General features: G+C 41.4%; 11 protein-coding genes. 4 read left to right on the top strand and 7 right to left on the bottom strand.

The features are described from left to right. Positions 1-80: 80 nt before the first annotated feature. The gene (locus tag FTU83_RS01295; protein ID WP_180022360.1) at positions 81-1,163 is read right to left on the bottom strand and encodes a diguanylate cyclase domain-containing protein; all 1,083 of its coding nucleotides are present in this window, start codon (positions 1,161-1,163) and stop codon (positions 81-83) included. Between the two features lie 370 nt (positions 1,164-1,533). Then, positions 1,534-2,448: a lipid A hydroxylase LpxO gene (gene lpxO, locus FTU83_RS01290; RefSeq protein WP_180022361.1), complete on the bottom strand. Its 915-nt coding sequence runs from the start codon at positions 2,446-2,448 to the stop codon at positions 1,534-1,536. A gap of 471 nt (positions 2,449-2,919) precedes the next feature. On the opposite strand from lpxO, the gene fadB reads away from it, so the two are divergent. The 3 genes from fadB to FTU83_RS01275 all read left to right on the top strand — a co-directional run bounded on the left by fadB (position 2,920) and on the right by FTU83_RS01275 (position 7,347). Beyond that, positions 2,920-5,073: a fatty acid oxidation complex subunit alpha FadB gene (gene fadB / locus FTU83_RS01285; RefSeq protein WP_078190473.1), complete on the top strand. Its 2,154-nt coding sequence runs from the start codon at positions 2,920-2,922 to the stop codon at positions 5,071-5,073. Between the two features lie 12 nt (positions 5,074-5,085). Next, positions 5,086-6,258, top strand: coding sequence for an acetyl-CoA C-acyltransferase FadA (fadA, locus tag FTU83_RS01280; RefSeq protein ID WP_180010561.1), 1,173 nt, complete (start codon positions 5,086-5,088; stop codon positions 6,256-6,258). Between the two features lie 369 nt (positions 6,259-6,627). After that, positions 6,628-7,347, top strand: a complete 720-nt coding sequence (locus tag FTU83_RS01275) for a hypothetical protein (protein WP_168379007.1) — start codon at positions 6,628-6,630, stop codon at positions 7,345-7,347. Positions 7,348-7,492: 145 nt separating this feature from the next. Here the strand turns inward: FTU83_RS01275 and tehB are convergent, their stop codons facing one another. Beyond that, positions 7,493-8,365 (bottom strand): SAM-dependent methyltransferase TehB, encoded by an 873-nt coding sequence (gene tehB / locus FTU83_RS01270; RefSeq protein ID WP_180105499.1) that lies wholly within the window; start codon positions 8,363-8,365, stop codon positions 7,493-7,495. 297 nt (positions 8,366-8,662) lie between these two features. Here tehB and FTU83_RS01265 point away from each other — a divergent pair, with 297 nt between their 5' ends. Continuing rightward, the gene (locus tag FTU83_RS01265; RefSeq protein ID WP_180105500.1) at positions 8,663-9,283 is read left to right on the top strand and encodes a hypothetical protein; all 621 of its coding nucleotides are present in this window, start codon (positions 8,663-8,665) and stop codon (positions 9,281-9,283) included. Between the two features lie 53 nt (positions 9,284-9,336). On the opposite strand, the gene FTU83_RS01260 is transcribed toward FTU83_RS01265, so the two are convergent. The 4 genes from FTU83_RS01260 to FTU83_RS01245 all read right to left on the bottom strand — a co-directional run bounded on the left by FTU83_RS01260 (position 9,337) and on the right by FTU83_RS01245 (position 12,903). After that, positions 9,337-10,698, bottom strand: a complete 1,362-nt coding sequence (locus FTU83_RS01260) for a GGDEF domain-containing protein (RefSeq protein WP_180105501.1) — start codon at positions 10,696-10,698, stop codon at positions 9,337-9,339. Positions 10,699-11,075: 377 nt separating this feature from the next. After that, positions 11,076-11,354, bottom strand: a complete 279-nt coding sequence (locus FTU83_RS01255) for a hypothetical protein (RefSeq protein ID WP_078190480.1) — start codon at positions 11,352-11,354, stop codon at positions 11,076-11,078. Between the two features lie 79 nt (positions 11,355-11,433). After that, positions 11,434-12,183 (bottom strand): hypothetical protein, encoded by a 750-nt coding sequence (locus FTU83_RS01250; protein WP_180101567.1) that lies wholly within the window; start codon positions 12,181-12,183, stop codon positions 11,434-11,436. A 192-nt stretch (positions 12,184-12,375) separates the two neighbouring features. Continuing rightward, entirely contained in the window at positions 12,376-12,903 is a 528-nt protein-coding gene (locus FTU83_RS01245; protein ID WP_373683023.1) for a hypothetical protein, read from the bottom strand. Between the last annotated feature and the right edge of the window lie 115 nt (positions 12,904-13,018).

Below are 13,018 nucleotides of genomic sequence, written 5' to 3'. Positions count from 1 at the left end.
ATTTTCAAGAATATGGAGATCCATTTCGCTCAAGTTTCGCTAGTCATCTATTGTTATTTTTGGCGTTCTTTACGCTCGAATCACGCTTCTTTCGACATGGGTTGTTCCTGCAAACGTTTATAATTCTTTTTCTCTTGATACATTTTTGCATCGGCTTGTTGTACCAAGCTCATGGCGTCTACATAGCCTTGCTGATGGTCTGTTTGGCACAGCCCAATACTCAAACTCAAGCCACTTTCCATTTCTTCCACGGTTTCAAGTAATCGCGGGATAAAACTCCCTTCCACATGCTTTTCACTGCAACCAGGCAAGACCAAACAAAATTCGTCTCCGCCATAACGGAAGCAATGATCATCTAAACGTGCAACCGACTTTATGGCCGCAGCAACCGTTTGTAGTACCTGATCTCCACGTGGATGACCTTGTTCATCATTGATCTTTTTAAAATCATTGATATCAATAAACACTACTGTTACAGGTTCATGATTACACTGTGCGGTATATAAAATACTGGTCAATAAGGTCGATAAATGCCGGACATTTAACAGTCCTGTTAATGGATCGCGCTGTGAAAGTTCTTCCATTTCTTGTGCACGAAACTCTAGCGCATGCGCATACTGTTCCATTTTTTCACGGGAGATCTTCACCTCATTAATCAAACTCCATACATAGGTTTCCACCACCAATGTAGTATCGAACATAAAGAGCTTTTCCAACGTGTTAATAATCCGCTGATATTGTTCCGTATCATTAAAGGTACGCTGAATTAAGCGAAACAACATGGTCTTTAGGGTATGTACCGCAGAGAGATACAACTTAGGCTCTACACCAATGCGCTTATGAACCAAACCAATCCGTAAACGGTTATTCACATACGCGCTGTCATAGCGCCCGGAAAATAAATCCAATAAATATTGATGCTGCGCGCGTTGCAAACGCTTCAAGGTATCAAGATCACCAATCAAAGTGGCAATTTCTGGAATTGAGGTCTGATTTTCATAAAATTCATCAACCATACTGTCGAGTATCGGCGCCACAATCCCACCAATCGAAGCCAATTCCGCCAGCTCTAAATCAGTCAAGCCAAGCAACTGTTTACGTCGTTCTATATCTTGCATCGAAATATGCATTTGATGCATCAATGTTTGGTTGGTTGCTTTCATGAATCGGATCCCCTTCCCGCCAAATCCTTCCCTTCAGGCGTTTACACAGGGTTTCTATGCAGTAGGTCTGCAATGTTTCCACCGTTTTCACCTTTGGGTTTTGGCTATCATTGATGATGACGCTTTTCTTTCAGCTCAACGGTTTTGCATGGGCTTAAGTTCGGACGTCAACATCATATTCCTCGTCTATTGGCTCACTTTTTCTGGCTTATTCTGGTTCTAGCTTATTCTGGCTAACACTATTTCTGCTTTTTGCAGATTTGCTCTGCATAATTATTTTTATTCTGCTTGCACGATAACTGATATTTTGCTGACTGTCAGCATAAAAAAACGCCCCTAAGGGCGCATTTTTTCAATATTTATTCTACTTTTAAAATAAATATGGGCGTACAAAAATCAGGAAGAACAGCCCCAACATTAGGAACCACTTTAAAAAGTAATACAGTGAACGATTGGTTTTTTTCAAGGCTTTGGCTTTTATACGAATTTGATAGACATAGCCAAATACTTTATTTAAACCACCCGTTTTATCACCGCTTTCATTCGGTGAACTCGCAGCAGTCATGACATTTTTACCAAACCAATGGTTAAAAGCTTCCATCCACTTTGACTTTAATGGCCGTTCAACGTCTGCAAAGAAAATAATCCGGTTCTGATCCGTTTTATTTTCAGCATAGTGAATATAGGTTTCATCAAACACCACACTCTCGCCGTCACGCCATGAGTACCGCTGACCATCGACATCAATAAAACAACGGTCATTATTCGGCGTTAGTAAGCCCAAGTGATAACGCAATGAACCGGCATAGGGATCACGATGACGGACTAAACGACTGTCAGGCGCCAACTCAGTAAACATCGCGGCTTTAATAGTGGGTAGATTTTTTAACAAGGCCGTAGTTTTTGGGCAAAGTTCAGCAGCCGAAGGATGGGCTGAGTCATACCATTTTAAATAAAAGCGTTTCCAACCTGTTTTAAAGAACGAGTTAAATCCAAGGTCATCATAAGTACTCGATGCTTTGATGCCCCCTTTTTCATATAAGGCCTTGGCTTCATCACGAATCATTTCCCAGTTTTCATCTAAGACTTTTAAATCTTTAAAATGCTGCGTGTCAATATAGGGTTGGCTCGGCACTTTTGAAAACATGTACATGAGAAAATTGATCGGTGCGAGCAATGTCGAATGATCAAAAAACTGACGATAAAATGAATGACGGACTTTACCGCGTTGCTGGATATAAAACGCAGAAATGACAAAGACCGCCAGGATAATCCACTTAATCATATGAGGACCTGGTGCTAATAAGCATTGTGCTTAATAAAAAATTAACTTTTGAGAACGCGGCGAGTATAGCATAGTGCTCAGTGACGCTTAAATAAGCAGCATAGAACACTGTGTCTCAGCAAAGATGGATGACAATAGTAAAAGTGAATTGACCATTCTGCCGAAAAATACACTTGCTTTTTTCTTGATTTTTTCTTTCGCATCTCAATCTATAGCTTACATTTATAAAAAAATGTGAACTGAAACATAAGCTTCAACATATTTAATCAGAGCGATAGCGTTTAAAGGCAGATCCGAAGGCTATTTCCAAAAGAAATTTTGATGACCCTAGCGTCACGGCTTGATACAACTTGTTATGTTCTTTTTAGATATAGTTATCGTAAGATTAGCGAGGCATAAAGTGTACGCAGGAACCGCGTACTCGCTTCACAACATCAACTTAGAAGTCCTCCAAAATAAAGGAGATCAGGCATGATCCACGCTGGCAATGCCATTACCGTCCAAATGCTTTCGGACGGAATTGCAGAATTCCGCTTTGACTTACAAGGTGAGTCGGTCAACAAATTTAACCGCGCAACAATTGAAGATTTTAAAGCTGCAATTGACGCTGTTAAAGCAAACGGTGACATCAAAGGTTTAATCGTTACTTCAGGTAAATCTACATTTATCGTGGGTGCAGATATCACTGAATTCGGTGAAAACTTCGCTCAAGGCGAACAAGCGATTGTGGATTGGGCATTGCCTGTTCACGACATCTTCAATGCGTTTGAAGATCTAAACGTTCCTAAAGTTGCTGCAATCAATGGTATGGCATTGGGCGGCGGTTTTGAAATGTGCTTAGTGTGTGACTATCGTGTGATGTCAGAAGCTGCACAAGTTGGCCTTCCAGAAATCAAACTGGGTATCTACCCTGGTTTTGGTGGTACGGTTCGTTTAAGCCGCGTGATTGGTATCGACAATGCGGTTGAATGGATGGCAATGGCTGCACCGAAAAAGCCGGCTGCTGCGCTCAAAGACGGTGCTGTTGATGCAGTTGTTGCTGCAGACAAACTACAAGACGCTGCAATTGACCTTGTAAAACAAGCGATTGCTGGCCGTGTAGACTGGAAAGCAAAACGTCAAGAAAAATTAGATCCTGTTAAATTGAACATGCTTGAACAAATGATGGCATTCAATACAGCGAAAGGTGCAGTTCTTGCAAAAGCAAATCCTGCTCAATACCCAGCGCCAAAACTTCTTTTAGACTCATTACAAGCAGGTGCAAGCCTTCCACGTGATGAAGCATTGAAAATCGAAGCGCAAGGTTTTGCTAAAGCGGCTGTAACTCCACAAGCAGGTGCGTTAATTGGTTTATTCCTTAACGACCAAATTGTGAAGAAAACTTCGAAGAAATATGAAAAAGGTGCGCACCCTGTCAACCAAGCCGCTGTATTAGGCGCGGGTATCATGGGTGGTGGTATTGCTTACCAAGCGGCAAGCAAAGGCACACCAATCATCATGAAAGACATTGGTAACCCACAACTTGCTTTAGGTATGAAAGAAGCAAATGGCTTACTGACCAAACAAGTTGAACGTAAGAAGATGAAACCTGCTCAAATGGGTGAAACTCTTGCTCGCATCCGTCCTACATTAAGCTATGACGAATTCAAAGAAGTGGACATCGTGATTGAGGCAGTAACAGAGAACCCGAAAGTTAAGGGTATCGTACTTGCTGAAACTGAGAAAAATGTTCGTGACAATACGATCATTGCTTCAAATACTTCAACAATTTCAATCACACGTTTGGCTGAAAACCTACAACGTCCTGAAAACTTCGTAGGTATGCACTTCTTTAACCCTGTTCACATGATGCCATTGGTAGAAGTGATCCGCGGTGAGAAAACATCTGCTGAAGCAATCGCGACAACTGTGGTTCTTGCTCAGAAAATGGGTAAAACACCAATCGTAGTTAACGACTGCCCAGGCTTCTTGGTAAACCGCGTACTATTCCCTTACTTCGGTGCATTTGACCTTCTACTGAAAGACGGTGCTGACTTCCAGCAAGTTGATAAAGTGATGGAAAAATTCGGCTGGCCAATGGGTCCTGCTTACCTCATCGACGTTGTGGGTATCGACACAGGCGTACACGGTGCGGAAGTAATGGCGGAAGGTTTCCCTGACCGCATGAAGCCAGACTACAAAGGTGCAACTTTAACCATGTACGAAAACAAACGTCTTGGTCAAAAGAACGACGTTGGTTTCTACAAATACGAACTTGACCGTAAAGGTAAGAAAGCCAAAGTGGTTGATCCAGTGGCTTACGAACTTGTGGCTTCTGTTGCAACTGCGGAAAAACGTGAATTTGATGCTCAAGAAATCATTGACCGTATGATGCTGACTTTCTGTAACGAAACTGTTCGTTGCCTAGAAGACAACATCGTAGCGACTGCTGCTGAAGCAGATATGGCGATGATCATGGGTGTAGGTTTCCCTCCATTCCGTGGTGGTCCATGCCGTTACATCGACCAAACAGGTGTCGCTGAATACGTAGCGCTTTGCGACAAATATGCGTATTTAGGTAAGGCTTATGAAGCGCCACAAATGTTGCGTGACATGGCTGCTAACAACAAAAAATTCTACGGTTAAGGAGCAACGTGAATGGCTACTTTAAATCCACGTGACGTTGTCATCGTTGATGGCGTACGTTCAGCAATGGGTAAAACCAAAAATGGTATGTTCCGTAACGTCCGTGCTGACAGCTTATCTGCTGAATTAGTACGCGCGCTTGTTGCTCGTAACCAGTTTGATACCAATGAAGTTGAAGACGTTATCTGGGGCTGTGTAAACCAAACCCTAGAGCAAGGTATGAACATTGGTCGTAACATTGCATTGTTAGCAGACCTACCACGTACTGTTGCAGGTCAAACAGTGAACCGTCTTTGTGGTTCTTCTATGCAAGCAATCCACACAGCGGCTGCGCAAATTGCAACCAACCAAGGTGATATCTTCATCATTGGTGGTGTAGAACACATGGGTCACGTTGGCATGATGCACGGCATCGACATCAACCCTGAAGCGTCTAAGCACTATGCAAAAGCATCTAACATGATGGGCTTAACGGCTGAAATGTTAGGTCGTATGAACGGTATTTCTCGTGAAGAACAAGATGCGTTTGGTGTTGAATCACACCGCCGTGCTTGGGCTGCAACACAAGAAGGTCGTTTCAAAAATGAAATCGTGGGCGTTGAAGGTCACGATGCAAATGGCTTCAAAATTCTGTGCGATATTGATGAAGTGATTCGTCCTGATGCAAACCTTGAAGCATTCCAAGCTTTACGTCCAGTATTCGATCCGAAAGGCGGTACAGTAACTGCTGCAACATCTTCAGCGTTGTCTGATGGTGCGTCTGCAATGTTGCTGATGTCTGCTGAACGTGCTCAAGCTTTAGGTCTTAAGCCACGTGCTGTCATCCGCTCTATGGCAGTTGCAGGCTGTGATGCTGCGATCATGGGTTATGGTCCTGTACCAGCAACGCAAAAAGCACTTAAACGTGCTGGCTTATCGATTGCTGATATTCAAACTTTTGAATTGAACGAAGCGTTCGCAGCACAAGGTTTGTCTGTTCTTAAAGGCTTAGGCATTTATGATCAACAAGACCGTGTGAACTTGAACGGTGGTGCAATTGCATTGGGTCACCCATTGGGTTGTTCTGGTGCGCGTATCACAACAACATTGTTGAACGTAATGGAACAGCAAGATACGCAAATCGGTCTTGCGACTATGTGTATCGGTTTGGGTCAAGGTATCGCGACCATTATCGAACGTGTTTAATTTTTAATTAAATACTGAGATAAAAGAAACCCCGTTTAGTGCGGGGTTTTTTTTATGTTAACTAAACTCGCATGAATAATACTAGAAGCCCCTTCTCCCTCTGGGGTGAGCAGCATGCACCACAAGAGGATGAGGGGAAATTTTTCATATAAATCCTATCCCTGAGCGGTATTCTGCGCAAGTCTCCTTAAAAGGAGAGGGAAATTTCATAGTGCAATAAATTTTGTTCAAAAATCTTCAACAAAAAACCGTGCTAAACAAACCGTAAAAACGCCTCAGCATATTTTTAAAGTTAATACGTTAATTCTCGATTTTCAGCGATTTTTGAATTATGGTAAGGCCTGAACCAAAACTTAAATATGCATAATAATGATAAATAAACGACTTCACTACCTCTTAAAGATGAGCTGCCTAAGCACTTTTATTTTTCTTACAGCTTGCGTTACAAATAATCAAATCGGTGAACTCTCCCGTGATCTGTTTCAAAAATACGAAACAAAATATGCATGGAGAACAATCCTTGAAGATGATGTGATCGCATTTGGCAAACCCGCTAAAGCAATACCCAATGAACCAATCGATAGCATCGTAGTCGCAGGCAATAAATACAGCTATGTGATCAATAAAGGCGGTGCTGATTTTATTCAACTGATAAGCCAACTCAATCCACAATATATTCGTCTCCATCGAGAACTTGACTTTAATTCTCCGAGCCCGAACAGCACTAAATTTAGCGGAAGCTTTAAATTTTATTATGCGCCTCCCAATGGAACACTAAGTCCTACGGAAAGGGCATTATTCAACCAATATGGCGTAGCACCATGTGATTGTTCAAAGGCAGAACAGCAAGATCATCTCTTTAACTTAGAAATTGCAGGTACGGTTTACCCAAAAGTTGCGAATGCCGCAGATTTAAAGCCCTTAAGCCATCCATATAAGATCCGTATCCAGCATTACGAAGACCAAAGTGGCTATGTCAAAAAGTCAGGGCAGGAAAAATTGGCAGAATTACCACTATTGCCTTTAACACTCACAATCGACATCATTCAATTGCCTTTAAAAGCTTTAGGCTTTATTTATCAGCCTTAAATCAGAGTATGATCATATTTAATTGGTTGAATTTTCTAAGTACACATACAGCCTGACTAGCTCAAAATGGTTCCCATTTTTCCAGTATTAAGTAAGTGTTGAGTTGATCCCCATCCCTTCAACTCAACATCCTACAATTCTAAGCTTAAATTTTCTGCGCCAACAAAGTCGCAAAATGCTGTTTAATCCGCTGCCCTTCTGAATCCACCCGATGCAGCTCCCCGACATTTTCATTGTATTTCACAATGTTCCAGCCCTCATACAAGGCACTTAATTCCCCTGCTTTAAAGCTGAATGGAAAGTCAGACTGCGCAGGAATATCAGGCGTATCCATCGCACAGACAATCAGGTTATAACCATTGATATTGGTGGCTTGCTGCATATGTTGAATCAGAGGCTTCACTGTCTTGGCTTCTAAAAACATCATCACCACGGTACAGCAAATAAAATCATATGTACCTGTAATGCTTGGGTCAGCGTTTAGATCACGCTGCTGTACATGAATATTTTCAATGCCTTCCGCAGCGATCACCTCTTGCAGCTTGTGCAAACTGTGTGGATTGACATCCCATGCATCCACCTCAAAGCGCTGCTCAGACAGCTGACTTAAGTACAGCGAATTACGCCCCTGCCCACAGCCGACATCCAAAGCACGACCACCTTGCAAATATGGTGTTGCTGCCAAAATTTCTGAATGTGTTGGACTGAGCTGATACTTCTTATAAAAATAGTCCTGTGCTAAGCAATAAAAACTCAACTGACATTGCACATCGTCACTCGCAGACACAATCTTGTGCCACGCCTGCGGTTCGATAAACGGCGGTGGCTGATCTGGGCTAAATACATGCGTGGAAAGGATATTTCCAGACGCATCTAACATGGCAAAGTTCACTTCACCTTGCAGTACGGTGAGTTTTGCCCAAGTGCCTGCTTTGGTATTGTGCTGTTGTTTAAAACCTTGTGGAATCGACTGCTGCGTCCACACAGGGAGCTGTTTATAACAAATAAGCTGCTGCATCTGATGTTATCCCTCATGCGACTTTATTTTTATGCCATACCAATGGCAGAAATATATATTCACAATAACGGCTTTAACAGTGATTTTAAATCAGCTTTGAATTGAAAATTTCGAATGCTGTGCAATGCACGCTGTTTTTGTTTGTTTTTCTGCGTTACACCATGTTATCCGTTTGTAACATTGGTGGAATATTCACACAATCGAATCCCTCACTCTGTGCCGTGTAACCTAAGCGCTGTTGATAAGGCATAAAATTTACAATGCCTTATTTTAACTAAGTTTTATAGAGTGATGACTATGAACGCGATCAAAACTACTTTAGCTGTTGCTTTAGTTGCTGCTACAACTTCTGCTATGGCAACTACTGCTGTAGAACAAAAACCTGCGACTGCTGTTGAAGTTGTAAAAGCTCAAGCTGCACAAGCGAAAACTGCAACTGTAGCTGCTGCTCAAGCAACTAAAGATGCTGCTAAAACTCAAGTGGCTGTTGCAGAAAAAGCGACTCAAACTAAAACTTTAACAGTGAAAGAAACCACTAAAGCAAAAACTGCTGACATGAAAAAAGCAGTTGTAGAAAAAGCAGCAGCAACTAAAGAAACTGCAGTTGCAGCAAAAGATGCAACTGTAGAAAAAACTGTAGCGGCTAAAGACGCTGTTGTTGCAAACACTGTTGCAGCAAAAGACGCGACTGTAGCAAAAACTGTAGCAACTAAAGATGCTGTCGTTGCAAAAACTGTTGAAGCAAAAGATGCAGCTGTAGAAAAAGCAACTGATGCAAAAGAAGCTGTTGAAACTAAAACTGAAGAAGTAAAAGCTGAAGCGAAAAAAGACTGCGCTAAAAAATGTGCAGAGAAAAAAACTGAAGCAGCTAAAGCTGAGAAAAAAGGTTTCTTTTCTTGGTTCAAAAAAGCAGCTTAATCGTTGATTAAATGCAAAAAAAGATGCCTTCACGGCATCTTTTTTTTGCCCATTTAGACTGCAATACTGCTTTCTGCCAACGGAATAATCTTTTGATAAACAAACTGATTTTTCCCTTGTGATTTCGCCTGATATAGGCAGGCATCGACATGTTGTAAAGTCGTGGAGTAATTGGACAAACTCAACTGTTGAAACTCGGCCAAGCCCATACTAAAGCTGACATCTAGCCTTAATTGATCTTTTCGAAACGGCACATGTTCGCAGCGTTCCAAAATTGTTTCACACAACATTTTACCCTGCTCCAAATCGGCACCTTCGAGCAAAATTAAAAATTCTTCACCGCCCCAACGACTGATAAAACTCGCGCGTGGACTACAATTTTTTAAGATTTTTGCCAAATGCACCAAAACACTGTCCCCCATTTGGTGTCCATATTGGTCATTAATTTTTTTAAAATTATCGACATCGAGCAAAATGACACAGCCTTTATCAACCGCACCCTCTATAAATATTTGTTCTTTAAAAGCATGGCGATTTTTCAGCCCCGTCAATTCATCGCAAAAACTCACACGTTGCAAAGCCAAATACAGGCGTTTATTTCGTGCATACAGCTCACAAATAAACAGAAAAATGATCAGATAAATACCCAATGCCAAACGATAAGAACTGATCCGCGAAAGCATATGTACTTGTGCATCTGACCAATATTCCCCAGCCAATGGCATGGCACCATACCAACCACAGATCAGCGTCATTAAGCCAATCAGCCAGCAAAAGGTTTTGAGGTCGTATTTGATCGCGTAATAACACATCAATAAAGGCAAGACCATGCAGGCATAGAAGATCTGATCATTTGAGATCACATATTGCACGGCCAATGCCACGATCAGATAGCCATAATCCATCCACGGTACATTCATCCAGCGCTGAACACCAAACAGTAAACATACCACAGCTAAACTTGTTGCAAATTGCTCTAGAAAATAATCAACAAAGGCAAAGTATTGGTTGTCCATCTGAAAGCACGCCACGAACAATAGACTGCCTGCAAAAGCACTCACGATACTCGGAACAGCCAACATCAGGGTTCGCTTAAAGCGTCGTTTTTTTAAATGGCTCAGTGCCAAATAGGCTTTAATAAATACCCAAATTTGAAATGCCGAAATCGCACACAGGAGAAATTTATCCTCTAATGTCTTGGCGGGATCGACCATCAGCGAGGCCACAAAGATCGCACTAAAAGCATAGAGCACGATCAGTAAGTCGTGGCTTAAATGCTTCCGCATTAAAATCATGCCATAGGCCGCGAATGCATTTACCACCCAAACAGGGCTAATAAATAATTCATAGGTATAGCCTATCGACACCAATGAAACCGCACATATGGCAAGCCATAGCAGTATTAATTTTTTCATACGCTAAAAAAATCGTCTCTAAAAATGGCGATAAACCTTTCATTCAAAGCCAATCGGTCTAAGGTTAGAATGCTTGCAAGTTCAATACAGCTCAGCTTCTTATGCGATATGGGCTGCTGGCTAAAAAGTTATGTTTAAATTTTCGGCGTATTTTAAGTGATTTAAGTCACACTATTGATTAATAGTTGTATTAAATTTGCAATTTAAACAATCGAAGACTGTTTTAAAGCCAATGTTTTTTGCGTTATTCATGCTAGTTCGGAACTCAGTTCCCAAAATGATGCTCGATAGCAACAAAAAAAGCCATCCGCTAAAGGATGGCTTTGAATTGCATAACATGTCTCGAAGCTGTGCTGAATAATTTGAATGAAAAGGACTTATTTTAATATTTGTAATTGTTCCATCAACCAAGCCATGTATTTATCTTGATCCATAAAGTCAGGCGCCGTCCCTGTATCCAAACTATAAAATTGTTGATTAAATTCAATCACAATCTGTTCAGTCAGATGCCAATCTTCAATCATGCGAAAATACTGACTGAAGAAAAACCGGTTCTTGCCCCAATTGTTTAGACTCTCCAAACGTGGATATTGGCGGTTTGCGATAAAGTCGATATAGACCTGCTGAATATCATCAAAAATCTGAATAGCTCGCATGAGCATGGACCTCTATATGATGTAAAACCCTGCTAAAAGCCACTTTATCGCGCAAATTTGAAAGAGTGATGACAGTCAGTTAAAGCTTTTGTTTCAACTCTGAACGGTTCTTTTGGCGAATCTCATCCATTTGCGCATTGAGCGCTAACATCTCTGTATAAAGCTGATTAAACTGCTTTAAAGGCGCATCTTCATAGAACATAAATAATTTATTTTTCTTTTCCCATTTATTGGCTTTCAGCACAGCAAAGAGCTCATCAGCCTTCGCCAAGCTTTGCTTTTCTAACTCAAATAAAGCATGCGACTCATCACTATCACGACTGTCTCTTAAACTCTGCGCAATTTGCTGACGAAACACCTGTTTGACCGCCAACTGTTTGGCCTGAGCTAAACCATTTTCCTCTTGCTGTGTGGTTTTTTGCTCATAAGCATCGACTACTGCATGCACCTGTTGCAGCATTTGCTCAGTCTCTTGATATTGGTTTTTTTTATCTTGCAACAAGCGATCGATGTCGAGAAATTTATCCCAATTCAGTGCTTTAAGATCACGAATATATTGATTTCGCGCTTCTGCACGCTGCAGCATTTGGCTCAAAATAAAATCCGACATGATTTTATAATCACCCGTTAGCCGTGCATCTGTCACATTAAGTTGTATCGGTTCTTCCCAGTGCTGAGCTTGCTGAAAAATTTGCTCGGTTTTTTCGCGCAAAACCGTTTCATAGGTCGAGAGTTGCACAGCTTCTTTTTGCTGTACTGAATATTGATAAAACATCCATCCAAAGACCAATACCGTAGCACTGGCCAAGACAACAAAGATACGCGGCATAATGAGCTCCGAATGCCCTTTTATTCAGTTTAACCAAAAGTTTGAAGATTGACGATAAAATAGCCATGCTTTTTAAGGTGGCTATTTGAAATCATCAATATAGAAAGTCTTAAATTGCGCATGTCATCAAAACGAAAATTCATGGATAAAACATGAATTTTCGCCTTCAATGTACTGTAGAGATGTATTCGATTATGGGGTCTTGATCGGATTGGTATTTAACTGACGGTCGATGTTTCCGAGATTGATTTGCTCACGACTGATTTGCACATTGGTCGCATTACGGTCGATCCCAAAGGGTTGCAACATAATATATAAACCATTGCGTGGGTCAGAAGACTGCAAACCTGCGGCAATATTTAAAACATGCTGTTGCATCAAAGGCGATAAATTCGACATATCTGGCACTGCTGTGGCGGGTAAGATATCAATATTTGACACGATTGTTGCATCGACACCTTTGTTTTGAGTATCACGCTCAAGTTGCATCACCCGTTGCTGTAAGGCTTTACGGCGATCCACCTGCTCTTGATACTCAACAATGCCCGTCTCTGCACGCATTTCACGCTCTGCCATAATGGTTAAAGCAGGCATCTGAATAGCTTGTTGTTCGGTTTCATCAGCTTTTGTAGTGGCTTTTTCCGCAGCCAATGTACTCATAGCCGTCATTGCTGCACTAACAAAAACCAAAACGGAAACAGATTTAGGAAGATTCATCATGTTCATTCCGAGAGATTTAAAAATAGAAAATTGAAAAAATTTACACTGCTATTATTGTACAACAATTAATCAATTTACCAGATTTAACCCCGACAAACGGCAGGATAGCACAGCT

The organism is Acinetobacter sp. YH12152 (genome assembly GCF_013418285.1).
GTDB lineage: Bacteria > Pseudomonadota > Gammaproteobacteria > Pseudomonadales > Moraxellaceae > Acinetobacter > Acinetobacter amyesii.
The sequence above is the reverse complement of the archived record's forward strand: the minus strand, read 5'-3'. Positions and strand labels throughout refer to the sequence as shown.